Raw genomic sequence first — 25,809 nt, 5'->3', positions numbered from 1 at the left:
CCCTGGACACCCGGATTAAGAGTCCGGTGCTCTGCCAGCTGAGCTAACGACCCAAATGGATTATTTAATTGGCGCCGAAGCGCGATGGGTCGTCAGGGGATCGAACCCTGGACACCCGGATTAAGAGTCCGGTGCTCTGCCAGCTGAGCTAACGACCCAAGTGGGCTGCGGCTGACTTTCGTCAACCGACATTTATTTATTATACAGAAATGCGCCAGGAATGCAAGCCTTTTGGCAAGATTTTTGCTCAAAAACTTGCTTTTCCTCTCCAGCCCTCCTAAAAAACTTCTCTTTCCACCTTATTTTTGCCAAAAAGCACCCCGCGGGGCGACTTCCAGCCGGCGGATCTCATCCTTTAAGCCCGCCTCTCTGACCGCGTCGACAAAGTCGCTGATATGCTGGGGGTCAACCAGACTCATGATGGTCGGGCCCGCCCCAGACAGGTAGGTCGCTACCGCCCCGTGCTCATGGCCTACATTGCGGATGATCTCCAGTTCCGGTACCAGCTGGCTTCTGTAGCGCTCATGGAAGAGGTCAGCCTCCATTAACTCCCCGGCCTTTTCATAGTCCTGGGCAAAAAGCGCCGCTACCGCTGTATTAGCCACGGCGCTGGCCTGGACCGCGTCTTTAAAAGAAAGTTCCTTGGGCAAAACCGCCCGGGCATCGCTGGTCTTCAAGTTGTAGGCCGGGATATAGGCGATCATGGCAAATGGCGGCACCGGGGCCTTAACAGCCGTAAAGTGGCCGTTGACCTTGCAGCCGACAACCAGGCTGCCCAGGATGGTCGGAGCCACGTTATCCGGGTGCCCTTCCAGTTGAGCCGCGATTTCGATTTTTTCATGCGGGGCCAAGTGGAGCTGGCCCAGCTGGTCAGCCAGCTCGATCCCGCCAACGATTGCGCTGGAACTAGAGCCCAGGCCATGAGCCAGGGGGATGTCTGACTCAACCCGCAAGTGCTGGGGAGTTAAATCTGGCTTGACGCTTAAAGCCGCTTGGACGATCATGTTGCCTTTCCCGCTCGGCAGGTCCCCTAAGTTATGGTCTACCTGCCAGTGGTCGCTTTCGCCCAAGACTTCAATGGTCAGGTACAAGGAGATGGCTACTCCAATGGAGTCGAAACCCGGGCCCAGGTTGGCGCTGGATGCTGGAACTTTGATTTTCACGCTTCTTCACCTCAATAATTGGCAATTGCTGACTTTTTAATCATTCTATCATGTTTTCTCTTTTAGAAAAATGATTTCCCCGCTATAATTAGCCATAAAGGAAAAAATTTCGCGCATCTGACTTTTAGGGAGGATTTATGATTTACCGCAGTACTCGCAGCCAAGGGCAGGAAGTTACCGCCGCCCAGGCAATCGTTCAAGGTCTGGCCCCAGACGGCGGCCTTTTCGTGCCCAAAGAATTCCCGGCTCCATTCTCAGCCGCTGAATTGAAGGAAATTTTTGCCCTGCCTTACCAGGAAATGGCTAAAAAGATCCTGGCTCTGTTCTTGACCGACTACAGCGAAGAGCAGCTGGCAGAGATCGTTAAAGGCGCCTATGGCCAGCAATGGGATGACGAGAGAATCGCCCCGCTGACTGATAAGAAAGCCGGCAATTACTACCTGGAGCTCTTCCACGGTCCGACTCTGGCCTTTAAGGACGTAGCCTTGCAGTGCCTGCCCCGCTTGATGAAGACGGCCTTGGAGAACGCAGACGACCAGCGGGGAATCGTTATTTTGACCGCTACTTCCGGGGATACCGGGACTGCCGCCATGCGGGGCTTCCAGAGCTTAGACAAGACCCGGGTTATCGTCTTTTACCCTTACCAAGGGGTGGCTCCAATCCAGCTTAAGCAGATGCTGAGCGAAAACAGCGACAACACCGTGGCTGTAGCAGTTGAAGGCAACTTTGACCAGGCTCAGAGCCGGGTCAAGCAGATTTTTAACGACCAGGACATGAACAAGTTGCTGGCTGACCATGACTTGACCTTCTCCAGCGCCAACTCCATGAATGTCGGCCGCCTTTTGCCCCAAGTCGTCTACTACTTCGCCGCCTACAAGCAGCTGCTGGACCAAGGGGCGATTGCATTCGGCGATCCTGTCAACTTCTCCGTGCCAACTGGGAACTTTGGCGATATTCTGGCCGGCTATTATGCTAAAAAACTGGGCCTGCCAGTTGGCCGCCTGATCTGCGCTTCCAACAAGAATAATGTCTTGACCGACTTTTTCAAGACGGGCAAGTATGACAAAAAGCGGGACTTCTACGTGACCAACTCTCCGTCCATGGACATTCTGGTTTCCAGCAACCTGGAGCGCCTGCTCTTTGACCTCTGCCAGGACCCAGACACGGTCAAGGGCTTGATGGAGCAGCTGAACACTAAGGGCGAATACCAATTGCCGGAAGACATGCAAAAGAAATTGTCTGGCTTCTGGGCTGACTACGCGACTCCAGAAGAAATCGAAGGCGAAATCAAGCGGGTTTACGCAGAAAGCAGCTATGTCATCGACCCGCACACGGCTGTCGCTTCTTTAGCCGCCAAGCGCTTTAAGGCAGAAGACGACCAGCCTACCGTCGTCCTCTCTACCGCCAGTCCATACAAGTTCCCGGAAACTGTATACCACGCGATCAGCGGGCAAAACGTTAAGGAAAAAGGCCTGCCAGCTCTTAAGGAACTGACTGATTTGACCGGCCCTGCTCCAAAGGCCATGGAAGCCTTCTTAGGCCACAGCTCCCGGGAAATCGTCATCCCGGCCGACGACATGGCAGACGAAGTCAAGCGGCAGCTGGATTTGGACTGATTTTTTAAAAAAGATATAGAAACTAGCTAAAAATCAACAAGATAAACGAAAAGCAGCTCAGGATTTACTCCTTGAGCTGCTTTTGCCGTGTAATTGGAAATAAGAAATAAAAAGAAAATAAAAAATGGAGGATACAGGGCTCGAACCTGTGACCCTCTGCTTGTAAGGCAGATGCTCTCCCAGCTGAGCTAATCCTCCATATGACCCGTACGGGATTTGAACCCATGTTACCGCCGTGAAAGGGCGGTGTCTTAACCACTTGACCAACGGGCCATTTATTTTGCTTGGCCTTTTCGCAAGGCACGATTACTAGTATACCCGATCCAGGAGAAAAAGCAAGGGGCTAACGCAAAAAACTTATTATTTTTATTTGCAAAAAGCTCTTGCACTTTTCCCTGCCTTTGCTATACTAGTAGATGTGCTTGCGGGCGTGGCGGAATTGGCAGACGCGCAAGACTAAGGATCTTGTGACCGCTTTTGGTCGTGGAAGTTCAAGTCTTCTCGTCCGCACTAAGCGAAAGGAACTGGTTTGTCCAGTTCCTTTTTTTCTTTCTCCGAGAACTTTTTTGCTAAAATATTCTTAGAGTGCTAATTGAAAAGCAAAGCTCTAAGTAAAATAAGTTGTAAGAAGTACACTTTTAAAGGAGAAAAACATATGACTGAATTAAACTGCCGCTTGGCCACCAGCGCCGATTTAGACGCCCTCTGCCAGTTCTACCAGGATATCTGCGACCACCAAAAAGAGGACCAGTACGGGGCCGACTGGCACTGGGGAATCTACCCGGCTGAACAGGACATCAAAGAAGCCATCGACCAAAAGCGGGCCGTAATCGGACTCAAAGACGGCAAGATTGCTTCCGCCGGCATCTTAACTGTTGGAAGCGACCCCCTTTACAGCAAATTTGCCTGGCCTACCCCAGCTGAAGATAACGAAATCGCCGTTCTCCACCTTTATGGCGTTCACCCTGCTTTCCGCCGGCAAGGCCTGTCTGGCATTCTTTTGACCTTCATCAAGGACCACGCCAAAGAACTTGGCTGCAAGGCGATCCGCTTAGACAGCATGGCCGGTAACGTCCCTGCCCGCCGCCTCTATGAAAAGAACGGCTACCGCTTCGTCAGCCAGGAAACGGTCCACTACGACGACATCGGCGACACCAAGGTTGACCTGCTTGAATTAGCCTTATAACAAGAAAAATCCACAAGCTCAGCTTGTGGATTTTTTCTCTGTTCTTATTTATTTCTTTCTATTCCTTGTTCTTGCTTTTTTCCCGCCATTCCTTGGCCCGCCGGTCGGGCAAGAACCACATCAGCATGACCAGAGCCATAAAGACCCAGGATAAAACCGGCCAAGCAAAAGCAGACAGGGCGATCCCCAAATTCGCGGCCAGGGTCAAGTAGCCCTTGATCCCCATATTAACCCGCAAGTCCTGGCTGTCGCAGGCAATCTGCCAGGCAAAGTGCTGCAAGAGGATAAAACTGACCGAGGTCAAAAAGAGAACCAGGCCATAAAAGAACAAGGGCGGCCCAGCCAGGGGATTTTTACCCACCCAAGCCGTAGCTAAGGGAATCAAAGACGACATGAAGAGCCAGACCATGTTGGTCCAGATTACCTTGTGGTTGACTGACGGCAAAGCGTGGGTGATGTTGTGGTGGTTGACCCAGTAAATAGCCATATAAAAGAAGCTGAGCAGGTAGATGGTCAGCTGCGGGACAAGCGGCTTTAGGGCCTGGAAAGTTGCTTCTTCCGGGGCCTTCATTTCCAGGACCATGATGGTGATGATGATGGCCAAAACGCCATCGCTGAATGCTTCCAAGCGGTTCTTGTTCATTTTTCCTCCAAAACAGAAATACTCAATATGCGCGTTAAAAATACTTTTATTGTCTCTTAACCATTTTAGCCTACTTTTGCCAAAAAGAAAAAGCCTGGCAAACCCAGGCTAAATTCTATCAACTTTACTCTTGATTCTTGTAATCAGCTTCCATTTCTTGCGGGTCTTCCGCCTCTTCTTCATCGAAGCTGTATTCCATCTTCTTGTTGCGGTCCTTCATAAAAGCATAGGCAATCTCAACCGCGTAGACCAAGAGGCCGACCAAGCCAAAAGCCAGAAGGAACAGGCAAACGCGTTTCTTCTTTTCCATGCTTGTCACCTTATTTCTATTGACAAAAATTACTTCCTAATTTTATTATAAGCGCTTTTATAAAAAATAACAGGCAAAAAAACGATCAGCACAAAGGAAAAAGCATCCCTCTTAGGAGATGCTTAAACAGTCTGGTTTCTGAGCAGCTTGACCGGGAGCAGGTAACTGTTTTGGGCCAGCTTCTTCTCCGGATCCGCGATCCGCTCGTAAAGCAGCTTGACCAAAGTCCCGGCTAAATCCGGAATCGGCTGGACGATCGTGGCTAGTTCTGGCACATAATTCTGCACCAGCTGGGTCCCGTCAAAGCCGACTATTTTCAAGTCCTCCGGCACCTTGATTCCTAACTTCTTAGCTTCTTTTAAGAGCAGGATCGCCGTCAGGTCGTCTGAGCAAAAGACCCCGTCGATTTTCCGGCCGCTGGTCAAGAGTTCCCGGAGTTCCCGGCCCTTGGCGGCTGGCAATTCGTAAAAGGCTGACCGGGCAGTGTGGACCGTCAACCCCGCCGCGGCTACCGTATCCGCGTAGCCATCAAAGCGGCGAGAAGTCGGATTTCCCGTCTTGACCGGGTTGCCGACAAAGTAAATATGGCCGCATCCCGCGTCCAAGAGAGCCTGGGTGGCCAGGCAGCCGCCCTGGTAGTTGTCGCTAGTCACGATCGGCACCTGGTCGGACAAGTCCCGGTCAAAAGACACGATCGGCAAGCCGTAGCGCCGGTATTCTTCAATGCCCAGGTTGTGCGAACCCGCGATGATCCCGTCGACCTGGTTGGCCTCCAGCATCCGCAGATAACGCCGTTCTTTCTCACTGTCCTGGCCGGCATCACAGAGCAGCATCTTGTAGCCGTCCGCTTCCAGCTTGTCCTCAATTGCCGCAACCAGTTCCGCGAAGAAGGGATTGGTGATGCTGGGCATGATCACCCCAATCATCTTGGTCTGCTTGCCCTGCAAAGACCGGGCCAGGGTGTTGGGCTGGTAGTTCAGCTCCCGCATGGCCGCGTAGACCCGGTCCCTGGTCTTCTGGCTGATGTAGCCGTAATTGTTGATCACCCGCGACACCGTGGTTGGTGAGCAGCCAGCTTTTTCCGCCACATCAGTTAATTTTGGCCTCATCGTCATCCCCTCTTCTGTTATCCTACATGTCCTTTAACCGCCAAGTCTTGGCCTGGTAGTCAACATCACTATCCATCTTAACAAAACTTTGTCCATTTTGAGCAAAAAATCTACCCGTGATGACTTCTTCGCCGCCGTTGACAAAAATTTCAAAGAGGGAGTGGTCGACAAAGATCCGCAGATCCAGGTCTTCCCCGGCTGGTAACTTCACCGTCCGACTAGTCCCGTAGTCTGGGTTGACGGCCTTGCCGCATTCACCCCGGTCAACGGTTAAACGGGCGTGCTTGCCGGTCTTAAAGCGCAGCTTGATGCCATTCTTGCCTTCGCTGTCCGCGGCCAAGACCAGCTTGCCCTTCTGCCCCTTCTTGATCGTCAGTCTAAGTTCGCTCTGCGCGCCGGCATCAAAGGCCAAATCGCCAGTGAAGTCTTCTTCAGCTTCTCTCAAGCTCTTCATGGCCTTGACCGGCTTTTGGATCAAGCGGCCGTGCTTTAAAGACAAGCGCTTGACCTGGCTTAAGCAATTAGCCCAGCCTTCATCGTCGCTTGGGTAAGTCATGTCCGGCAGGCCAACCCAGCTGATCGCGTAAGCGTGGCCGTCCGGGGCATTAAAGGCTTGGGTAGCGTAAACGTCAAAGCCCCCGTCCAGGTTGATTGGGGCCTTCTGCTTTGTCTCAAAGTGGCCGGTCTCAAAGTCGAAGCTTTCCCCAACCCAGTACATGTTTGGGTAGACATTCTGGTAGTCGGTCACGTTCTTGTCCAGGCCCTGCGGGCAGAAGATGAAGACTGGCTTGCTGTCAACGAAGACCAGGTTCGGGCATTCAACCATGTAGCCCATGTCCGGCAGGTCAACATAACCCAAATCCTGCCATGGACCAGTTAATTCGTCAGCCTTGTAAAGACTGATCTTGCCGGCCTTGGTCTCCTTGTCTTGGGCGCCAAGGATGGCATAATACTTGCCGCCGTGCTCCAAGATCTGCGGGTCACGGAAGTGTTCAGTCACATGCTCTGGCGCGTTGATCAAAGGCGTCTCCAGCTTGGTTACTTTTCCATCTTCATCCATCCAGGCCCCAACCTGGTAGGAGTGGCGGACCCAGTTTTCGTCGCGGACATTGCCCGTGTACATCAGAAAAAGCTTGTCACCAATTGCTCTGGCTGAGCCGGAATATGCCCCATGGCTGTCCAGCGGACTGTCAGCGTAAACAGCTTCGCCCAAGTTCTCCCAGTGAACCAGGTCGGAACTGGTCAAGTGGACCCAGGACTTCAAGCCGTGCACGGCCCCAAACGGATAAGCCTGGTAGAAGACCTGCCAGCGGCCATTATAGTAGGAAAAGCCGTTAGGATCGTTCAAAAGGCCTGAAGTTGGCCGGATGTGGTAGTGCAGCTGGTAGTCTGACCGGGCTGCCTGGCTCTGCAATTTGAGCAAAGTCTTGGCATCCCATTTCTCATAAGGAAGATATCTTTTTTCTCTTGTCCATTCCATATTAAGCAACCTCCGCCTAATCACTAATCTCTTCTTTTATTTTTTAGCTTCATTTGCCAGATTATTGTCACGCAAAAAACTTCTGAATAATCAGCACTTTATCACTTTCTATTTTATGGTTGAAGCGCTAACATGTCAAACGGTTAACAGGCCTTTTTCACTTAACAGAACTTTTATAAAATATTTTCTGTCAAACGATTGACATATTTGTCAGAAACCGTTATCATGTTAAGTGAATTAGAGAAAAGCGTTTTCAGAGGATAAGGAGAGTGTTTCTCGTGGCAATGAATTACAATGCAGTTGCCAAGCGGGTGATCGCTGCCGTAGGTGAAGACAACCTGGTAGCAGCTGCCCACTGTGCAACGCGTCTGCGTTTAGTCTTAAAAGACGATACCAAGATCGACCAAGCAGCCTTGGACAAGGATCCTGACGTTAAGGGTACCTTCAAGACTGACGGCCAGTACCAAGTCATCATCGGGCCTGGTGACGTTGACAACGTCTACAGCGAACTGATCAAGCAAACCGGCCTGTCTGAAGTTTCTACCGACGACTTGAAGAAGATCGCCGCCAGCGGCAAGAAGGTCAACCCAGTTATGGCCTTCATCAAGCTCTTGAGTGACATCTTCGTGCCAATCATCCCAGCCCTGGTTGCGGGCGGTTTGCTGATGGCCTTGAACAACTTCTTCACCAGCCCTGGCCTGTTCGGGCCTAAGTCCCTGGTGCAAATCAACCCAGCCATCAAGGGCCTGTCTGACATGATCCAACTTATGTCAGCTGCCCCATTCATGTTCCTGCCAGTTCTGGTCGGTATTTCCGCCGCTAAGCGTTTCGGGGCCAACCAATTCCTCGGGGCGGCAATGGGCTTGATCATGACCACCCCACAGCTGGCCGGCTCAACCCACTACTGGAACATCTTCGGTCTGCACGTAGCACAAACCAACTACCAATACCAAGTTATTCCAGTCCTGGCAGCCATCTGGATCTTAGCCTTCTTAGAGAAGCGCCTGCACAAGGTCCTGCCAAGCGCGGTTGACTTTACCTTCACCCCGCTTCTGTCAATCATGATCACTGGCTTCCTGACCTTCACCATCGTCGGGCCAGTGATGAAGACCGTTTCTGACTGGATCACCAACGGCTTCGTATGGCTGTACGACACTGCTGGCTTTGTCGGCATGGGTCTGTTCGGTCTTTGCTACTCAGCTATCGTTATGACTGGTTTGCACCAAAGCTTCCCGGCCATCGAAACTCAATTGCTGGCTGCCTTCGCTGCCGGCAAGGGCGCGGGCGACTTCATCTTCGTTGTTGCTTCCATGGCCAACGTTGCTCAAGGTGCCGCAACCTTCGCTATCTGGTTCTTGACTAAGAACGAAAAGATGAAGGGTCTGTCTTCATCAGCCGGTGTTTCTGCCCTCCTGGGTATCACCGAACCAGCCCTCTTCGGGGTTAACTTGAAGTACCGCTTCCCGTTCTTCTGCGCCTTGATCGGGTCCGGTGTTGCTTCAGCCCTTGCAGGTCTGCTGCACGTTGAAGCTGCATCCCTTGGTTCTGCCGGTTTCCTGGGCTTCTTGTCCATCTACCCAAAGACCATCCCAATGTACGTTGTATGTGAACTTGTTTCCTTCGCTATCGCCTTCGCCTTGACTTTCTTCTGGGGCAAGGGCCACTTAAAGGAAGAAGTTGCCAGCGTTGAAGGCGAATCCGGCGTCAGCGCTGAAACTGAAGTTCCAGCTGAACAACAAGTTGAAGCTGCCAAGACTGCTGGTCTGGAAGACGAAGTAGTTCTGGCACCTGTAGACGGCGTTTCTGAAGACCTGTCAGCCGTAAATGACGAAGTCTTCTCCCAAAAGCTCATGGGTAACGGGGCTGCCATCGTTCCTAGCGACGGCAATGTCTACGCTCCAGTTACCGGTACTGTTTCCGTTGCCTACAAGACTGGCCACGCTTACGGGCTTAAGTCTGACAACGGGGCTGAAGTCCTGATCCACATCGGTCTGGACACGGTTAACTTGAACGGCCAGCACTTTAAGTCCCTGGTCACTCAAGGCCAGCACATTGAAAAGGGTGAAAAGATCGGTGAAGTTGACCTGGATGCCGTCAAGGCTGCCGGCTACGACACCACTGTCATGGTTGTCATCACCAACACCCCTTCATACAACGAAGTAGACCGGGTTGAAGCAACTGACGTAAAGCACGGCGACAACTTGATTGCTTTAACTGCTCACTAATCAAAAACTATTACTACCATGAAGCAGCCCTGCCTGGGCTGCTTTTCCTTTTATTGAAAGCCTTATTTTGAATTTACATGAGATTTTTTCTTGCATCTTGGCAAGGACATGACTAAGATTTAAATTAAGCCAAATTAGAGAGAACTGTTTAGCACGGGGAGGAATTTAAGCATGACTTTACGAGTTGGTATTTTAACGAGCGGCGGCGACTGCCAGGCGCTCAACGCGACCATGCGGGGCCTGGCCAAGACCCTTTACAACTGTGTTGACGACGTGGAAATCATTGGTTTCAAGCGGGGCTACTACGGCTTGATGCATGAAGACTACGTCAAGATGAAGCCGCGGGACTTCTCCGGCATCATTAACGAAGGCGGGACGATTCTGGGCACTTCCCGCCAACCATTCAAGGAAATGCGGGTTATCGTTGACGGCTTTGACAAGGTCGCTGCCATGAAGAAGACCTACAAGAAGCTCAACCTGGACGCTTTGGCTGTTTTGGGCGGCAACGGGTCCCTTAAGTCAGCCAACATGCTGGCCCAAGAAGGCCTGAACGTGATCGGTCTGCCAAAGACCATCGACAACGACACTTGGGGCACCGACTACACCTTTGGTTTCCAAAGCGCCATTGACATTGCCACCAGATACCTGGACGACATCCACACTACTGCCCAAAGCCACTCCCGGGTCTTCGTCGTAGAAGTCATGGGTCACAAGGTTGGCCACATCACCCTGGCTGCTGGTCTGGCTGCCGGCAGCGACATCATCCTTTTGCCGGAAATTCCTTACGACATCAATGTCGTAGCTAAGAAGATCAAGCAACGGCAAAAGGCTGGCAAGGGCTTCACGGTTATTGCCGCCGCTGAAGGAGCAATTTCCAAGGAAGACGCTGCCCTGCCTAAGAAGAAGTACAAGGCTAAGGTAGCGGCTAGAAACGGCATCAGCGTGGTTAACGAAATCGCTGGCCAATTGCAAGAAGTTCTGCCAGACTCTGAAATCAGAACGGCGGTTATCGGCCACGCTCAACGGGGCGGCCGGCCAGATGCCTACGACCGGCAAATCTCAACCCGCTTCGGGATTGAAGGCGCCCGCCTCATCATGAACCGGTCCTTTGGCCGCCTGGTTGTCTTGAAGCAAGGCGAAGTCGACTCTATCGCCCTAGAAGACACTGCCGGCAAGCTCAAGTACGTTGACCCGAATGGCAAGACCGTCAGCAACGCCCGCCTCATGGGCGTCACCTTCGGGGACAAGTAAGAGCCTATAATTCTTAACAGCATACAAGCACAAAAAAGAAGCATCGCGTTAGCGGTGCTTCTTTCTTTGTTGTTAACTTCTCTGCTTTACTTCAGCAATTCGCTGATGGCGTCTTGGAAGCTTTCAGCTGCCTTTTCAGCAGTTTCGATGTCAGCCTTGTTGACGCCGACGTAAGCCTTGATTACTGGTTCAGTACCAGATGGGCGAAGGGCTACCCAAGTTTCGTCATCCAAGAAGTACTTCAAGACGTTTGACTTCGGGAAGCCAGTCAATGGAGTTTCTTCGCCGTTTTCGAGCGTAACTTGTTCTTGGTAGTCTTCGATCTTGACTACCTTGACGCCGTTGATTTCACTGAGGCGTTCTTCTCTCAGCTTGCTCATCAGTTCAGCCATCTTCTTTTGCCCGCCAATCCCTGGCATTTCAATTGCCCGGGTGATTTCGTAGGCAACGCCGTACTTCTTCCAGATTTCCTGCAGGCCGTCAAAGACAGTCATGCCCTTGGAAGCGTAGTAGCTGGCAACTTCAGCGAACATCAAGGCCCCTTGCATGGCGTCCTTGTCACGGGCGAAGGCTTGGAAGAGGTAGCCGTAGCTTTCTTCAAAGCCCATCAGGAACTTGCCGTCGCCTTCCTTGTTCATCCGGTCGACTTCTTCACCGATGTACTTGAAGCCAGTCAGAACTGACTTGGTCTTGATGCCGAAGTCCTTGGCAATCTTGAATGGCAAGGCACTGGATACGATTGAGGTAACGATTTCGTAATCCGGAGTCAGCTTGCCTGAGTCCTTCAAGTTTTGCAGAAGGTAGTAAGACATCAAAGTAGCGATTTGGTTCCCAGTCAAAACTTGGAAGTCGCCCTTGTCGGTTCTGACGCAGGCCCCCATCCGGTCAGCATCCGGGTCAGTAGCCACGATCATGTCAGCACCGATTTCGTTGGCCAGTTCCACGCCTGGGTTGAAGACGTCACGGAATTCCGGGTTAGGCTTCTTGCAAGTTGGGAATTCTGGGTCCACAATTGCTTGGCTTGGCACTGGAACGACGTTGCTGAAGCCGCCCCGTCTGAAGGCGCGGTCATAAAGCATCTTGCCCGTCCCGTGCAAAGGAGTGTAAACGATCTTCAGCTTGTCGGCGTTTTCCTTGATCATGTCCTTGTTGACATTGACCGTTTCCAGCTTAGCCAGGTAGGCTTCGTCGACGTCTTCACCGATCAATTGCAAAGTGCCTTCGGCACGCAGCTTCTTGACTGGAGCTGCCTTAACGCTGAAGATGTCTTCAACCTTTTGGGCGTAGGCAAAGAGGCGGTCGGCGTTTTCTGGCCCCATTTGGGCGCCATCTTCACCGTAAGCCTTGTAGCCGTTGTACTGCTTGGCGTTGTGGGAAGCAGTGATGTTGATCCCGGCAAAGGTGTGCAGGTAGCGGACAGCGAAGGACAGTTCCGGCGTTGGACGCAGGTCGTCAAAGAGGTAGACGTGAATGCCGTGAGCCCCCAAAACGCGGGCAGCGTGAGTTGCCAGTTCGCGTGAGTTGTAGCGTGAGTCAAAAGAAATTACCACGCCGCGCTTCTTGGCTTCTTCGCCGTTTTCGTCGATCAGGCGGGCCAGGCCTTCAGTTACCCGGCCGACCGTGAAGACGTTGATCCGGTTGGTCCCTGGTTCCAAGAGCCCCCGCATCCCGGCAGTACCGAAGTTGATGTCCTGGCCAAAGGCGTCTTCGACCCACTTGTCGTCACCACCTAATTCAGCCATTTGTTCAGCTAAATCTTCTGGCAAAGCAGCTTGTTTCCATTGTTCAAAAATTTCTTTTGCGTCCATTTATATATTCCTTTTTATTCTTTTTCATTCCTGTCCAGCTTAAATGTCTTCAACAGATAAGCCTTCTGAGCTATGCTTTCTTGATCCAGTATATCACTTACCAGCTCTCCAATCTTCTCTGGCAGGCAATATGTTTGAAATTCTCCCGCGTCCAGGATCATATCCTGGTCGGTCTTATTGTAGCAGTAAATGACCAGTTTCCTTTGGTTGAAGCGGACTAAAGCGTTGATGCCGTAAGCAATCTTGACATAGCCGACTTTCCCGTCGACCAAAGCCCGGTTTGCCCGCCGCCAGTGGGCCAGTTCCTTGACTTCTTTTTCCAAAAAGTCGCTTTCCTTGCCCCATGGGAAGTAGCGGCGGTTGTCCGGGTCCTTGTCCCCTTCCAGGCCGGCTTCATCCCCGTAATAGATGCAGGGAACGCCAGGCACGGCGAACAAGAGGCCAAAGGCCAGGGCCACCAGCTTCTCGTCTCCCCCCAAGACGGTCTTAATTCTGGCCGTGTCGTGGGTGCCGATGTTGTTCAGGCAGTTTTCCAGAAAGGCCTTAGGATAGTTCTCAACCAGCTTCTCCAGGTCATTCAAGGCGGCCACTTCTTCCGTTTCGTTATTGGCCTGCAAGAGCGAAACGATAAAGTTGCGGACCGGATAGTTCATGGTCCCGGTCAGGTTGTCCCCGGCCATGTAGGTCCGGAATTCACTGTTGACGAACTTGTGGGAGGCGTCTTCCCAGACTTCCCCGATCAAGACATGGCAGTCTTCGTTTTGCAGGCGCTCGCGGATTTCCCGCAAGAGCGGCATCGGAAGCTCGTCAGCCACGTCCAAACGCCAGCCATCGACATGCATCCGGGTCCACTTGGCTAAAACGCCATCGGGACCGCAGATGAAGTTCTGGTAGTCAGCATTGTTCTTGTTGACTTCTGGCAGGGTAGTTACCCCCCACCAGGACTGGTACTTGGTCGGGTAGTTGATGAAGTTGAACCAGGAGTAGTAAGGCCCTGTCTTGTCTGTGACCGCGCTCAAGAAGTACTTGCTGTCTGCCCCGACATGGTTGAAGACCCCGTCCAAGATCAAGGAAATTCTGTTTTTGTGCAGGTCCTTGATCAGGTTCTTAAAGTCTTCTTCAGTCCCCAGCATGGGGTCGATCTTCATGAAATCCTGGGTGTCATAGCGGTGGTTGCTGGAAGACTGGAAGATCGGGTTCAAATAGATGGCCGTCACTCCCAAATCTTTTAAATAGGGAATCTTTTGCCGGATACCTTCGAGGTTGCCGCCAAAAAAGTCCCAGCGGGCAATATCGCCATGCTCGTCCTTAATGTAGTAAGGACTGTCTTCCTTGGTCGCGTAGATGAAACTGTCCTTCTTGCGGCCCTGGATCTCCCCATGCGGGTTGCCGTTGTTGAAGCGGTCAGGAAAAATCTGGTAGACCACCCCCTGGGTGTACCAGGGAGCCTGCGGGACTGCCCGGTCATAGCAGGTCAGCTGGAAAGTCCGGATGTCCCGGCTATCCTGGGTAATCTCGCTTTCGCCAAAACCATCCTGGCTTCTTTGCAGGAAGTAGTACTGGTCATTTTGCTTGATATTGAAGTAGTAATAGTAGAGCCCGGAGCTGCTGATCTTGACGCTGGTCTCATACATCTTGCTTTCATCATTGTAAGTCAAGGGGTAGGCTACCGGCGACTCATTGTTTTTGGTCAGCCAGAGGGTAATCTCCTGGATCTCTTCATCGACTTCAACCGCCCACTTGACGCTGGTATTGGCCTGCGTGGCGCCAAAGGGCTGCTTGTATTTGGTGTCCCAAGAATTAAAAATAGCTCTCATCAGTCACTCTTACGCTTTTTCAGCGTCAAATTCCACCTTGTCCAGGTGCCAGATTTCACTGGCATAGCGTTCAATGGTCTTGTCAGCGTCAAAGCGTTCAGAGTGAGCGATGTTGACCAGGCTCATCTGGGCCCATTGCCGCTTGTTTGCCCAAACCTTTTCAACCAGCTTCTGGGCCTTCAAGTAGGCTTCAAAGTCGGCCAAAACCAGGAATTCCTCGTTGTCCTTCAAGAAGTCGTCGTAAAGGGCCCGGCCTTCGCTGACGCAGTCTGGAATAGTTCCGTCAATCAAAGCGTCAACCGTCTTCTTCATGACCGGGTCGCTTTCGTAAAGGTCGCGTGGGTGGTAGGAGTGGTTTGCGTAGTAGTTGTAAACTTCATCCTTGTCCAAGCCGAAGGCAAAAATGTTGTCGCTGCCGACCGCGTCCTTGATTTCGATGTTGGCCCCGTCCATAGTCGCCACCGTCAAAGCCCCGTTGGCCATCAGCTTCATGTTGCTGGTCCCGCTGGCTTCCTTGGTGGTCGTTGAGATCTGTTCACTGAGGTCAGCTGCCGGAATGATTTGTTCAGCCAGGGAAACATTGTAGTTTTCCAGGAAGACAACCTTCAGCTTGCCCTTGATGTCTGGGTCATTGTTAACCAGGTCAGCTACAGAGTTGATCACCTTGATGACCTGCTTGGCAAAGACATAGCTTGGGGCAGCGATGGCCCCAAAGATGACTACCCGCTTCGGATGGTCGATGCCGGCCTTGAGGTCTTGGTAGAGCTTCAGAACGTGGAGCAGCTTCAAGGTTTGCCGCTTGTAGGCGTGCAGACGCTTGACCTGAACGTCAAAGATGGCTTCAGGGTCAACCACGATGCCGGTCTTGGCCTTGATGACCTTGGCCAGCTTCTTCTTGTTGGCCAGCTTGATTTCCTGCAGGCTGGTCAAGGTTGCGGTGTCGTGATAGAACTTTTCAAACTTCAGCATTTCCTTGCTGTCAAAGCGCCAGTCGGTCCCAATGGTCTTGTCCAAAAGCTTGGCCAAATCCGGGTTGGCGATTTGAATCCAGCGGCGCAGGGTGATCCCGTTGGTCTTGTTGTTGAAGCGGTCTGGGTAGAGCTGGTAGAAGTCGCGCAAAACTTCGGTTTCCAATAGCTGGGTGTGCAGGGCAGCAACCCCGTTGACTGAGTGGGAACCGATGATGGCCAGGTGGGCCATGTGGACTTGCCCGTTCTTGACGATTCTGGTTCTTTCAATCACGTCGCCGGAAACCTTGCCTTCCAGGCCAGCCACGTAGCGGCGGTCGATTTCCTTAACGATGTCAAAGAGCCGCGGCAAAAGCTGACTGAACATGCCTACGTCCCACTTTTCCATGGCTTCAGCCATGATGGTGTGGTTGGTATAGCTCATCACTTGGACAGTAATTTCCCAGGCCTTGTCCCAGTCCATCCGGTATCTGTCGACCAAAAGGCGCATCATTTCAGCCACGCACATGGCCGGGTGAGTGTCATTGATGTGAACGGCAACGTACTTCGGCAAGTCAGGCAGGCCTTCTTCGCCATAGTCCTTCACAAAGTTGTTCAAGATGCTCTGCAAGCCGGCGGAAACAAAGAAGTATTCCTGCTTCAGCCGCAAAAGGCGGCCATCATAGCTGGAGTCATCCGGGTAAAGGATGGAAGTCAAGTCTTCCACCTTCCGCCGGTCAGCGATTGACGGGTACTTCAATTCGTCTTCCGGGGCAATTTCCGCGTCCCACAGACGAAGGGTGTTAGCCACCCCGTTGTGGTAGCCGACCATGGCCACGTCATATGGCACAGCCCGGACGACAGTAGCGCCTTCGTATTGCGGAGTCAGCCAGCCGTGGTCATCAACCATGTTAACGCGGCCGCCGAACTTAACCAGGACAGACTTGCTTTCCCGGCGCACTTCCCAGTAGTCCCCCTGCTTCAGCCAGTCATTTGGCAGTTCCTTTTGGTAGCCGTTGACAAACTTTTGCTTAAAGAGGCCGTACTTGTAGCGCAGGCCGTTCCCGTTGCCGGCATAGCCGGTTGAAGCCAAAGAGTCCATAAAGGCGGCAGCCAGCCGGCCCAAGCCCCCATTACCCAGAGCCATGTCTGGTTCAACAGCGGCGATATCATCCAGGTCAATCCCTAAGTCAGCCAAAGCTTCCTTAGCCGTGTCCAGCCAGCCCAGGTTCAAAAGGTTGCTCTTTAAAAGAGTCCCTGGCAAAAATTCAATGGAGAAGTAGTAAGTCTGCTTGTGGCCATTGGCGCTTTCCGCGATCCGGGTTCTGCGCCACTTGCTGGAGTAGCCGTCACGGACCATTGAAGCCAAAGCAGCAAAGATGTCTTCCTTAGAAGCTTCTTCCACGCTTTCTTCAAAGTGCCGGTCCAGCTTGCTTGCTAATCTTTCCTTGAATTCTTCAGGAGTAATCTCCCGCAAATTGCTGTTTGCGACTGATACTTTACTTGATTTCATGCTCATCTTCCTCATCATTTTCGACTATCCCAGTAATTCACCGTACATCCATTGGTACTTGCTTGCTGAGTTCTTCCAGGAGAAGTCAGACCGCATGGCAGTTCTTTGTGCCTTGGCCCACTTGTCCTTTTCATGGTAAAGTTCCAGCATCTTCTTGATGGCTTCAACCATTTGGTAGCCGCTGAATTCGCGGAAGCCAAAGCCGGTGCCTTCGTTCTTGGTCTTGTCGTAAACCCAGACCGTGTCGGCCAAACCGCCGATTTGGTGAACGATTGGCAAGGTCCCGTAGCGCAGGCTGATCAATTGTGACAAGCCGCATGGTTCAAAGGCGGATGGCATCAAGAAGGAGTCGGCCCCAGCGTAGATCTTTTGCGCCAGGTTGACGTCAAAGGCCAGGATCAGCTTGAACTTGTCCGGGTAGCGGCTGGCAATGTCGCTTAAGGCATGTTCGTAGTACTGGTCTCCGCTGCCCAAGATAACTACTTGCAAGTCAAACTGGAGAATGTTATCCAGTTCTTCCAAAAGCAGCTGGCAGCCCTTTTGAGCAGTGAGGCGGCTGACCATCCCGATAACCGGGGTGGTTGGCGCTACCGGCAGGCCAACCTGCTTTTGCAGGTCAGTCTTGTCGCGGCGCTTGTGCTTCAGGTGGTTGACGTCGTAGCGGACCTTGATGACCGGGTCAGTAGCCGGGTTGTACTTTTCAAAGTCAATCCCGTTCAAGATGCCGACCAGCTTAAAGTTGACTGACCGCAAGATGCCGTCTAAGCCTTGGCCGAATTCTGGCGTTTGGATTTCTTCAGCATAGGATGGGCTGACCGTGGTTACCCGGTCGGCGTACAAGATCCCGGTCTTCATCCAGTTGACGTCATTGTTGAAGCGGACGGTCCCGTTGTCAAACCATTCATAGCCCAGGCCGAAGAAGTTCGGCAGGGTCTTGGCATCGTACTTGCCTTGGAATTCCAGGTTGTGGATGGTCAAGACAGTCTTGATGCCGCGGTAGGCGTCCACGAAGCCCCACTTTTCTCTGAGCAGGAATGGAATGAAGGAAGTGTGGTAGTCGTTGCAGTGCAGGATGTTCGGCACGAAGTTGAAGCGCTCCATCATCATGATCACGGCCTGCTGGAAGAAGGCGTAGCGTTCGCCATCGTCGTAGTAGCCGTAGATGCCTGGCCGCTTGAAGTAGTATTCGTTGTCGATGAAGAAGTACTTGACCCCGTTCATTTCCAGGGTGAAGATCCCGCAGTATTGGTTCCGCCAGCCAACTGGAACATAGAAGTTGCCTTGGTATTCCAGCTTTTCGCGGTATTCCTGCGGCATGTCCTGGTAAAGAGGCAAAGCCACGCCGACTTCATCGCCGTCCTTGGCCAATTGGTTGGGCAAAGAGCCCAAGACGTCGCCTAAACCGCCAGTCTTAAAGAAGGGCGCACATTCGGCCCCGACAAATAAAACTCTCACGTTTTTTCCTCCCGATTAATCCAGTACAAAGTCCTTGCTGATGACGCTGCCCTTCTTGATGACAACAGGGCTGTCAGGCTTACCCTTGACGGTCACGCCCTTTTCAATCACCACATTCTTGTCCAGGATGGCGTATTCAACGTCAGATCCGCTCTTGAGCTTGCAGTTGGCCATGATTACGGAATTCTTGGCAACAGAATCCTTAGCAAAGTTTACTCTTCTGGAAACGACGCTGTTCTTGACTTCACCCTTGACCGTGCAACCAGTGGCAATCAAAGTGTTCTTGACGTCAGATTCCTTGTCGTAGTAAGTGCCGACTTCGTTTCTGATCCGGGTGATGATCTTTTGATTGCCGTAAAGCAGGGAGTCGCGCTTGTCCTTTTCCAGCATGTCCAAGTTGGCCTCGTAGTAGCTGGAAATGTCGTGGATGTTGCGCAGGTAGCCGGTGTATTCGTAAGCGTTGGCCTTTTCCTTAACAGTCAAGGCTGCCAGACGTTCCGCAACGTCATAGGAAGCCCCGCTCTTTTGGGCCTTTTCCAGTTCGTGAATCAGCCAGTCAGTGTTCATGACATAAACATTAGCTGACAGGTTAACCGGACCTTCACCAGTCAATTCGATGGCTTCTCTTTGTTCAATGACGATATTGTCATCACTTAAGACAAAGGTGTGGTCATCTGGCGCAATGTCTTTTTGGTCAACCCGCTTGAAAACAGGGGTAATCCGGTTTTCGTTTGATTGGTGGAAGTGGAGGATAGCCTTGAGGTCAAAGTTAGCCGCCATCTTATTGCCGATGAAAACAGTGTATGGCATCTTGCAGGTCTTAAGGAAGAGGATCAAGTCATCAAAGTAGTTTTCCCCTCTTGACCGCCGCCGCATCAAGTTCTGGTAGAAGTCCAGGTATTCGTAAGAGCCGATCGTGTCCAAGCCCCATTCCTTGCCCCCGCCCAGGTGGTCCAGGTAAGAACGGACCTTTTCCTGGCTGATCAAGGTGTAGACGTGGTTGATATCGGCGTTGACGATGCTGGAGAGGGCAAAGTCCATCAAGCGGTACTTGCCGGCAAAGTAAAGAGTTGACAGGGCTCTTTCATCGGTCAGCGGCTTCAGCTGGCTGTATTCGTGCTGGTTGCTGAAGATTGCACACATCTTACTTGTTTTCATTTGGTAACACTCCAATCTTTTCCTTGTTGCCGACTACGGCAATTTCCCCATTTTCTTCACCAACGACAGAATTGCTGCCGATCACGGCGCCTTCACCAACGATAGCCTTGGTGATCTTGACGTTCTTGCCGATCTTGGCGCCCGGCATGATGACTGAGTCAACAATCTCGCTGCCGCGCTGGACGTCAACGTTGGCTGAGATGATTGAGTGCTTGATCGTCCCGTCAATGTAGCAGCCGTCAACGATCATGGAGTCAGTAACTTCGGCGTTTTCCGTAATCATTTGCGGAGCGTCAATGGTGTTCTTGGAGTAGATCCGCCAGCTGCGGTCGTCCAGGGCCAGACCGTCAGAGCCGTCCAGGAATTCCATGTTGGCTTGCCAGAGAGAGTCGATGGTGCCGACGTCCTTCCAGTAGCCTGAAAACTGGTAAGAGAAGACTCTTTCGTCGCTCTTCAGGTAGTAAGGGATGACGTCCTTGCCGAAGTCGACCATGTCATCGGCAGTCGCAAAGCCCGCGGTCAAAACGTCGCGCAGCCGCTTCCAGTTGAAGATGTAGATCCCCATTGAAGCGTGGTTGCTCTTTGGCTCAGCTGGCTTTTCTTCGAATTCGATGATCCGGCCGCTGGAGTCGGTGTTCATGATCCCGAAACGCGGCGCTTCTTCCCAAGGCACGTCGATAACAGCAACAGTCAAAGAAGCGTGGTTCTTTTCATGTTCTTCCAGCATGTCGGCGTAGTCCATCTTGTAGATGTGGTCACCGGACAGGATCAAGACGTATTCTGGGTCCTGGCTGTCGATGTAGTCGATGTTTTGGTAGATGGCGTGGGCGGTCCCTTCAAACCACTTGCTGCCGCCGTTGTCCGTGTATGGCTGCAGGATAGTGGCGCTGGAGTTCAAGCCGTCCAGCCCCCAGCTGGAACCGTTGCCGATGTGGTTGTTCAGCCGCAGTGGTTCATATTGGGTGATGATGCCGACATTGCGCACGCCGGAGTTGGCGCAATTGCTCAGCGGAAAGTCGATGATCCGGTAGCGGCCGCCGAATGGCACGGCCGGCTTAGCTTGATTGGCGGTCAGTTTGCCCAGCCGGGTCCCCTTGCCCCCGGCTAAAATTAAACCTAGCATTTTTGTACTCATGGTAAAAAATCCTTCCCTACTTAATCTTTTATCTTTAATCTTTTATCACATTACATCAACGTTTCTTCGAACGCTTTCTCTTGATCGTTACCTGGTCAGGCTTGATGATCATGGCACTGAAGCCTGGCAGGTCAACAGAAATCTGGTAGTCGAAATCCTTGAATTTCTCCTCTGTGGTAGCCATTTCCTGTGGTTTCGCGGTCCAGTCGCCGCCAAATTCACTGCGTGAGCTGTTGAGGACCTCCTTATAGGTCCCTGGGTAAGGCACGCCGACTTTAAAGCTGTCACGCTGAACCGGCGTGAAGTTGAGCAGAACGATCAGGAAATCATGCCGCACCTTTCCTTGTCTGATGAAGGAAAGGACGGACTGGTCGCGGTTGTCCGCGTCAATGATTTGGACTGACCGGTCTTCCTGTTCCAATTGCCACAAAGCCGGTTCATTCAAGTAAAAGTGGTTCAATTCCCGGTTGAACTTGAGCATCTTGGCGTTTAATTCATCACTTAAAGAAGACCACTCCAAGCCTTCTTGGTAACGCCATTCCAGATACTGGCCGAATTCCCCGCCCATGAAGAGCAATTTCTTGCCCGGGTAGGTCATCAGCATGGTGTTCAAGTTCCGCAGCTGAGCAAACTGGTCTGGCCGGGCACCGAACATCTTGTTCATCAAGCTGCGCTTGCCGTGGACGACTTCGTCATGCGACAGCGGCAAGATGAAGTTCTCACTCATCCGGTACATGAATGAGAAAGTAGACAAGTCAAAATTGTCTTTGCGGAAGTAAGGGTCCATGGAATAGAAGCGGAGCTCATCATTCATCCAGCCCATATTCCACTTGTAGTCAAAGCCCAGACCCCCGTCTTCGACCCGGCCGGTGATCTTGACTTGGGAAGAACTTTCTTCCGCGATCAAGATTCTTTCCGGGTGCATCCCCTTGATCGTCTTGTTGAACTTGTGCAGGAACTCAATCCCTTCAATATTGCGGTTGCCGCCGTACTGGTCAGGCTTCCACTCGCCCGGTCCCCGGTCATAGTCGCGGTAAAGCATGTTGGACACCGCGTCAACTCTGAGCCCGTCCAGATGGTAGTATTCCAGCCAGAAGAGGGCGCTTGACAAGAGGAAGGACTGCACTTGCGGCTTGCCCAGGTCAAAGTTCAAGGCGCCCCAGCCCTTGTTCTGGGCCCGCCAGCCTTCTTCAAATTCGTAGCAAGGTGTCCCGTCGTAGTAGGCCAAAGCATCGTTGTTAATGCAGAAGTGGCCTGGCACCCAGTCAGCCAGAACACCGATGTTTTCCTTGTGGCAGGCTTCCACGAAATCCTGCAGATCCCGCGGCTCTCCGTAAGCCCGCTCCAAGGCAAAGTAGCCGGTGGTCTGGTAGCCCCAGGAAGCATCCAGCGGGTGGGCAGTCAAAGGCAAGAATTCAATGTAGTTAAAGCCCTGTTCCTTAACGTAGGGAATCAATTCCTTTTGCAAGTCGCGCAAGGTATAAAGACTGCCGTCCTCATGCTGCTTCCAGGAGCTGGCATGCACTTCATAGATGTTGATTGGCCGGGCAAAGTGGTTTGACCGCTTGTGCCAGCCAAACCAAGCCCCGTCAGTCCACCGCTTTTCCGGCAAGTTGCTTACCACGGTAGCATTGCCTGGCCGGTGTTCATATTCCAAGGCCATCGGGTCAAATTTCATGACCTCTTCCCCGCCTGCTTGCTTGACTAAGAATTTGTAAAGCTGGCCAGGCTGGGCACGGTCAGTTTCAATAGACCAAACTCCATAAGCGTTTTGCCGCATGGGCAGGTCTTTCTCCCAATTGTTGAAATCGCCGACCAGCCAGACTTGCTGTGCTTTAGGCGCCCAGACGCGAAAGGCATAGCCATTTCCAGCCGCGTGACAGCCAAGATAATTTTGCAGATAAAATTCATTGCCAGCGGCAAAGTTCTGTAAATGTTGCTCCAGCTCGTCCATTTCTTACCTCACTTCCTATAAAAACATCACCATTTATTCATAAAGACATCAAATCATTTTCGCGTCAACGCTGTAAGCGTTTTTCGCCTACTTACATTATAAGCCTTTTTTGGTATTTTTCAGTATAAAAAATGACATTTCTCAAAAAAACGTTTTCTTTCTGCCAAAACTAGATTCTATCTAGCTTCACGCTTATTTTTTGGTCGAAAAATCGAACGATTCGAGCAGCTTATAAAGTGTGTAGTTTTACAAATAAATGATACCATATTCTTATTTTGCTTTCATTTGATTGCTAAAACAATTTAAAGCGCTTTCTATATTGTGAATATTATGTTCTTTGCCATTTAAAGGCTGGGTCTTTTTCATATACTTGTATCGTATTTCTTTTTTCTAAAATTATTACATTCTTTCAATACTGTTTCAACAAGGATTTTGTACATTCCGAATCTGATAAACAAATAACGAGCGCCAGTAAGGGATATAAAATGAAAAGCCGCCGGCTAAGGCCGGCAGCTTTGTTAATCATTTAGTTATTAAGTCCCTGGTAGACCATTTTCCCAATCCAAAATAGGATGAATAACCAGAAAATAATAATCGGCAAGGCATAGTACCATTTCTTCGGTTTTCCGCTCTCCCACATCCCCTGGCTCTTGTCCAGACAGTCCTGCCAGACGTCCTCGGTAATCAACTTGATGGTCAAAGCAGCCAGAAGAGGCAGGATTAAAAGATCGTCTAAATAACCAATTACCGGGATAAAATCAGGGATTAGGTCGACGGGTGACAAGGCATAGGCCACGGTCAAGAAGGCAAGGAGCTTGGCCAGCCAGGAGGTTCGTCGGTCTTTAAGGGCGAGAAAGAGGGCCGGGAGTTCAACTTTGACTCTGGCGGCCAGGGCTTGGAGCTTTTTCTTCATGATATCCTTTCGCTTTAATGTTCAGCCTGCTTGATCTGATCACCCAAGCTGGCGAGGTCAAAATCGGCCTGCATGAAGTCGGCGTTGCTAGTTGGCAGGTGGAGGTTAAAGTCACTAAAAGGCGTAAGGCTGAGCTCGCCTTCAGCCAGCTCTAGGTCCAGAACGTGCCCGCCTAAGGCATGGTCGCCACTTAAATAGTGGAGGTGGAAACCACTGGAAGCAATCCCCTGGTAGAGGTCGGGAGCGTAGTAACCGATTAAGGTGCCAGTCGTGTTTTTACCTTCAAAGATGGCCTGCTGGTCAGCAACTTCAGTTAAGCCTGGGTATGGCTTTTCCTGCTTGAAGACGGTCCGGGTCTTCATTTTGGCAAAAGTGCCAGTGAGTTTAACGGCATAGAAGATATTGTTCATCCCCTGCCCTTTCAGATAGGCTTCAAGTTCTGGCAAAGATAAGCCACTTACCTTTTGGCCAGGAGTTTTCTGGTCAAAGTGGACGCAGGCAAAGGGCGTTTTGATGTTGCCGGACAGGGCTTCGACGGTCCCGTCCCGGCGGATGGTATAGGCTGTGCCGTCAAGGATGACCATTTCACCGTCCAGGCCGCTGCAGGTGCCGATTCCGCTATCGCCATGATTCAGTAATTCTTCGAGAGACATGGTCCCGTCAAAGAGGCCAGCGACCAGCATAGCTAATGTGCCGTGCTGGAAAAGTTTTGCTTCCTTGCTCATTTTTCCTCCTAAAAACTAGTAATCAAGTTCGCCGGCATGGTGAATCTGCTGGCGGTGCTTCAAGTTAAAGCCAAGGGCCTCCAGGGCGTGGCTATTCTGCTGGTAGGTCAAGGCGAAGAGGTCGATCAAGCCAGCGTCAGTGTTCAGCTCGTAGACGAAGGCAGATTCGTTCTCGGGGATAAAGAGGGACTGGCGGCTTTCCAGAGTGTCGTCTTCTGAGAAAGAATAGTCATCAATGACACCCTGCAGAAGCAGGCAAGGTCCATCTTTTCTGCAGCCAGCAGGGATCGCCTGGTAGACCGCGTCTTGGTTGCGGCGATTGTAAATGACGTCGACGTCAAAGTTTTCCCGGAGGTCAGCGCTATCGATAAAGAAGCGGTGCATCTGCCGGGCCTGCTGGTAAAAGGAGCGCCAGAAGGCAGCTTTTTCCTCTCCGCTTAAGCCAGCAAGTCTTTCAGAGATGCTGTAGCTCAGGATTTCGCTAGGATCAATCTCCAGGTCTTCCAGGTAGTCGTTGTCGTATTCATTGTTGTAGTCAGTCATTTTTATCACCCCGCCTTTCTTAAATTACATAGTTATGCTTTAAAGCTCTTTTGTCAATCCTAAATATGTTAAGCCTGCGAAAAAACAGGAAAAAGACGAAAAAAGACGTGACCTGTTAAAAAACAGAATCACGTCTTGAAAAGCAGTTAGCTTTTTTAAAGAAAGAGATTAATTCTTGCGTTTCTTGTCGATAGCGAGGCCGAGCAGAGCGGTCAAGGCCATTACGCCGAGGCCGAGGACTGACAGAGCACGGGACTTGTCAGTTGCTTCACCGGTCTGCGGCAGTTTGGCTTGCGCGTTTTGCTTCAGACTAGCAGTTTGCTTGCTTGAGCCAGTTGAGAAGGCAGTAGCGTTCGGAGTAGCTGGAGCGGTCTTGCCCTTCTTGCCTGGCAGGGTTGGACTGTTTGGACCAGTTGGCGCGGATGGAGCCCCCTTCTTGCCCGGCTTGTTCTTGCTTGGCTTAGACGGAGTCACGCTCTTAGTGTAAGGAACAGGAGTATCCTTGGTTGGGTCTTCCGGAGTTACCTTTGAAACGTCAGTCGTGTAGCCTAAGACATCTGGCGTTGGTTCATTTGGAAGCACCTTGGATGGATCGCTTGGATCGTTCTTGTAGCTTGGAGTTTCAGCACCTGGAATTGGGTTGCCGTCCTTGTCTACTGGAACAATCTTACCGATCTTCTTGTAGGTGAAGACGGCGGTCTTGTCGCTGTCACCAAAAGTACCAGTCGTGTCAGTCGTCTTGACCAATACGTAGCCAGTGATTACCTTGGCATCCTTAGTTACATCATACTTGTCACCGGACTTGTAGTCAGTGCCCTTGGATACGCTAGATTCAAGATCATTGCCGTTTTCGTCCAC

Annotated in this window: 20 protein-coding genes and 4 tRNA genes; 5 read left to right on the top strand and 19 right to left on the bottom strand. The window is 51.6% G+C overall.

Annotation, left to right across the window (positions count from 1 at the left end):
• Window positions 1-85: 85 nt before the first annotated feature.
• Together ACI32D_RS06930 and thrB are read right to left on the bottom strand one after the other, a co-directional pair.
• Window positions 86-158: transfer RNA gene (locus tag ACI32D_RS06930), tRNA-Lys, on the bottom strand.
• Window positions 159-299: 141 nt separating this feature from the next.
• A complete protein-coding gene (thrB, locus tag ACI32D_RS06925; protein ID WP_439775854.1) occupies window positions 300-1,163 on the bottom strand; it encodes a homoserine kinase in 864 nt (287 codons plus the stop codon).
• Between the two features lie 137 nt (window positions 1,164-1,300).
• Here thrB and thrC point away from each other — a divergent pair, with 137 nt between their 5' ends.
• Window positions 1,301-2,779 carry a threonine synthase gene (thrC, locus tag ACI32D_RS06920; protein ID WP_439775853.1) on the top strand — a complete coding sequence of 493 codons (1,479 nt, stop codon included), beginning with the start codon at window positions 1,301-1,303 and terminating at the stop codon, window positions 2,777-2,779.
• 125 nt (window positions 2,780-2,904) lie between these two features.
• On the opposite strand, the gene ACI32D_RS06915 is transcribed toward thrC, so the two are convergent.
• Both ACI32D_RS06915 and ACI32D_RS06910 read right to left on the bottom strand, forming a co-directional pair.
• Window positions 2,905-2,977, bottom strand: a tRNA-Val gene (locus ACI32D_RS06915).
• Window positions 2,978-2,980: 3 nt separating this feature from the next.
• Window positions 2,981-3,052 (bottom strand) — tRNA-Glu (locus ACI32D_RS06910).
• Between the two features lie 151 nt (window positions 3,053-3,203).
• Between ACI32D_RS06910 and ACI32D_RS06905 the strand changes: the two genes are divergently transcribed.
• Both ACI32D_RS06905 and ACI32D_RS06900 read left to right on the top strand, forming a co-directional pair.
• Window positions 3,204-3,289 (top strand) — tRNA-Leu (locus tag ACI32D_RS06905).
• A 145-nt stretch (window positions 3,290-3,434) separates the two neighbouring features.
• Window positions 3,435-3,965, top strand: coding sequence for a GNAT family N-acetyltransferase (locus ACI32D_RS06900; protein WP_439775852.1), 531 nt, complete (start codon window positions 3,435-3,437; stop codon window positions 3,963-3,965).
• Window positions 3,966-4,023: 58 nt separating this feature from the next.
• Here the strand turns inward: ACI32D_RS06900 and ACI32D_RS06895 are convergent, their stop codons facing one another.
• From ACI32D_RS06895 to ACI32D_RS06880, 4 genes are all read right to left on the bottom strand, one after another.
• The gene (locus tag ACI32D_RS06895) at window positions 4,024-4,608 is read right to left on the bottom strand and encodes a TMEM175 family protein (protein ID WP_439775851.1); all 585 of its coding nucleotides are present in this window, start codon (window positions 4,606-4,608) and stop codon (window positions 4,024-4,026) included.
• A gap of 124 nt (window positions 4,609-4,732) precedes the next feature.
• A complete protein-coding gene (locus ACI32D_RS06890) occupies window positions 4,733-4,918 on the bottom strand; it encodes a hypothetical protein (protein ID WP_439775850.1) in 186 nt (61 codons plus the stop codon).
• Window positions 4,919-5,040: 122 nt separating this feature from the next.
• On the bottom strand, window positions 5,041-6,027 hold the full coding sequence (locus ACI32D_RS06885) for a LacI family DNA-binding transcriptional regulator (protein WP_439775849.1): 987 nt from the start codon (window positions 6,025-6,027) through the stop codon (window positions 5,041-5,043).
• A 22-nt stretch (window positions 6,028-6,049) separates the two neighbouring features.
• Window positions 6,050-7,507, bottom strand: a complete 1,458-nt coding sequence (locus tag ACI32D_RS06880) for a sucrose-6-phosphate hydrolase (protein WP_439775848.1) — start codon at window positions 7,505-7,507, stop codon at window positions 6,050-6,052.
• A 284-nt stretch (window positions 7,508-7,791) separates the two neighbouring features.
• Here ACI32D_RS06880 and ACI32D_RS06875 point away from each other — a divergent pair, with 284 nt between their 5' ends.
• Together ACI32D_RS06875 and ACI32D_RS06870 are read left to right on the top strand one after the other, a co-directional pair.
• The gene (locus ACI32D_RS06875) at window positions 7,792-9,732 is read left to right on the top strand and encodes a sucrose-specific PTS transporter subunit IIBC (RefSeq protein WP_439775847.1); all 1,941 of its coding nucleotides are present in this window, start codon (window positions 7,792-7,794) and stop codon (window positions 9,730-9,732) included.
• A gap of 171 nt (window positions 9,733-9,903) precedes the next feature.
• Complete coding sequence (locus ACI32D_RS06870; RefSeq protein ID WP_439775846.1) at window positions 9,904-10,983, top strand: 6-phosphofructokinase; 1,080 nt, start codon at window positions 9,904-9,906, stop codon at window positions 10,981-10,983.
• Window positions 10,984-11,069: 86 nt separating this feature from the next.
• Here the strand turns inward: ACI32D_RS06870 and ACI32D_RS06865 are convergent, their stop codons facing one another.
• The 11 genes from ACI32D_RS06865 to ACI32D_RS06815 form a co-directional block, all read right to left on the bottom strand.
• Window positions 11,070-12,791, bottom strand: a complete 1,722-nt coding sequence (locus tag ACI32D_RS06865) for a phospho-sugar mutase (protein ID WP_439775845.1) — start codon at window positions 12,789-12,791, stop codon at window positions 11,070-11,072.
• A 14-nt stretch (window positions 12,792-12,805) separates the two neighbouring features.
• Window positions 12,806-14,608 (bottom strand): glycoside hydrolase family 13 protein, encoded by a 1,803-nt coding sequence (locus ACI32D_RS06860; protein WP_439775844.1) that lies wholly within the window; start codon window positions 14,606-14,608, stop codon window positions 12,806-12,808.
• A 9-nt stretch (window positions 14,609-14,617) separates the two neighbouring features.
• Window positions 14,618-17,068, bottom strand: a complete 2,451-nt coding sequence (locus ACI32D_RS06855; protein WP_439775843.1) for a glycogen/starch/alpha-glucan phosphorylase — start codon at window positions 17,066-17,068, stop codon at window positions 14,618-14,620.
• A 24-nt stretch (window positions 17,069-17,092) separates the two neighbouring features.
• Window positions 17,093-18,523, bottom strand: a complete 1,431-nt coding sequence (gene glgA / locus ACI32D_RS06850) for a glycogen synthase GlgA (protein WP_439775842.1) — start codon at window positions 18,521-18,523, stop codon at window positions 17,093-17,095.
• 15 nt (window positions 18,524-18,538) lie between these two features.
• The gene (gene glgD / locus ACI32D_RS06845) at window positions 18,539-19,681 is read right to left on the bottom strand and encodes a glucose-1-phosphate adenylyltransferase subunit GlgD (protein ID WP_439775841.1); all 1,143 of its coding nucleotides are present in this window, start codon (window positions 19,679-19,681) and stop codon (window positions 18,539-18,541) included.
• Window positions 19,668-20,816, bottom strand: a complete 1,149-nt coding sequence (locus ACI32D_RS06840; protein ID WP_439775840.1) for a glucose-1-phosphate adenylyltransferase — start codon at window positions 20,814-20,816, stop codon at window positions 19,668-19,670. Before ACI32D_RS06840 ends, glgD begins: the two co-directional genes overlap by 14 nt.
• Before the next feature lie 55 nt (window positions 20,817-20,871).
• Entirely contained in the window at window positions 20,872-22,770 is a 1,899-nt protein-coding gene (gene glgB / locus ACI32D_RS06835; RefSeq protein ID WP_439775839.1) for a 1,4-alpha-glucan branching protein GlgB, read from the bottom strand.
• A gap of 526 nt (window positions 22,771-23,296) precedes the next feature.
• Window positions 23,297-23,683: a YkvA family protein gene (locus ACI32D_RS06830; RefSeq protein ID WP_439775838.1), complete on the bottom strand. Its 387-nt coding sequence runs from the start codon at window positions 23,681-23,683 to the stop codon at window positions 23,297-23,299.
• Between the two features lie 14 nt (window positions 23,684-23,697).
• Complete coding sequence (budA, locus tag ACI32D_RS06825) at window positions 23,698-24,408, bottom strand: acetolactate decarboxylase (RefSeq protein WP_439775837.1); 711 nt, start codon at window positions 24,406-24,408, stop codon at window positions 23,698-23,700.
• Window positions 24,409-24,423: 15 nt separating this feature from the next.
• The gene (locus tag ACI32D_RS06820; RefSeq protein ID WP_439775836.1) at window positions 24,424-24,951 is read right to left on the bottom strand and encodes a hypothetical protein; all 528 of its coding nucleotides are present in this window, start codon (window positions 24,949-24,951) and stop codon (window positions 24,424-24,426) included.
• Between the two features lie 168 nt (window positions 24,952-25,119).
• Window positions 25,120-25,809: MucBP domain-containing protein (locus ACI32D_RS06815; RefSeq protein ID WP_439775835.1), on the bottom strand; the 690-nt coding region annotated here is incomplete at its 5' end.

The sequence above is a fragment of the Lactobacillus sp. genome (genome assembly GCF_051873315.1).
Lineage (GTDB): Bacteria > Bacillota > Bacilli > Lactobacillales > Lactobacillaceae > Lactobacillus.
Note: the sequence above shows the minus strand (reverse complement) of the source record. Positions and strands in the feature narration are given on the sequence as shown.

Bases quoted from the DNA above. Each gene is read 5' to 3' on its own strand.
- thrC (WP_439775853.1), top strand. From the start codon at position 1,301: ATGATTTACCGCAGTACTCGCAGCCAAGGGCAGGAAGTTACCGCCGCC.
- ACI32D_RS06900 (WP_439775852.1), top strand. From the start codon at position 3,435: ATGACTGAATTAAACTGCCGCTTGGCCACCAGCGCCGATTTAGACGCC.
- ACI32D_RS06895 (WP_439775851.1), bottom strand. From the start codon at position 4,608: ATGAACAAGAACCGCTTGGAAGCATTCAGCGATGGCGTTTTGGCCATC.
- ACI32D_RS06890 (WP_439775850.1), bottom strand. From the start codon at position 4,918: ATGGAAAAGAAGAAACGCGTTTGCCTGTTCCTTCTGGCTTTTGGCTTG.
- ACI32D_RS06885 (WP_439775849.1), bottom strand. From the start codon at position 6,027: ATGAGGCCAAAATTAACTGATGTGGCGGAAAAAGCTGGCTGCTCACCA.
- ACI32D_RS06880 (WP_439775848.1), bottom strand. From the start codon at position 7,507: ATGGAATGGACAAGAGAAAAAAGATATCTTCCTTATGAGAAATGGGAT.
- ACI32D_RS06875 (WP_439775847.1), top strand. From the start codon at position 7,792: ATGAATTACAATGCAGTTGCCAAGCGGGTGATCGCTGCCGTAGGTGAA.
- ACI32D_RS06870 (WP_439775846.1), top strand. From the start codon at position 9,904: ATGACTTTACGAGTTGGTATTTTAACGAGCGGCGGCGACTGCCAGGCG.
- ACI32D_RS06865 (WP_439775845.1), bottom strand. From the start codon at position 12,791: ATGGACGCAAAAGAAATTTTTGAACAATGGAAACAAGCTGCTTTGCCA.
- ACI32D_RS06860 (WP_439775844.1), bottom strand. From the start codon at position 14,608: ATGAGAGCTATTTTTAATTCTTGGGACACCAAATACAAGCAGCCCTTT.
- ACI32D_RS06855 (WP_439775843.1), bottom strand. From the start codon at position 17,068: ATGAAATCAAGTAAAGTATCAGTCGCAAACAGCAATTTGCGGGAGATT.
- glgD (WP_439775841.1), bottom strand. From the start codon at position 19,681: ATGAAAACAAGTAAGATGTGTGCAATCTTCAGCAACCAGCACGAATAC.
- ACI32D_RS06840 (WP_439775840.1), bottom strand. From the start codon at position 20,816: ATGAGTACAAAAATGCTAGGTTTAATTTTAGCCGGGGGCAAGGGGACC.
- glgB (WP_439775839.1), bottom strand. From the start codon at position 22,770: ATGGACGAGCTGGAGCAACATTTACAGAACTTTGCCGCTGGCAATGAA.
- ACI32D_RS06830 (WP_439775838.1), bottom strand. From the start codon at position 23,683: ATGAAGAAAAAGCTCCAAGCCCTGGCCGCCAGAGTCAAAGTTGAACTC.
- budA (WP_439775837.1), bottom strand. From the start codon at position 24,408: ATGAGCAAGGAAGCAAAACTTTTCCAGCACGGCACATTAGCTATGCTG.
- ACI32D_RS06820 (WP_439775836.1), bottom strand. From the start codon at position 24,951: ATGACTGACTACAACAATGAATACGACAACGACTACCTGGAAGACCTG.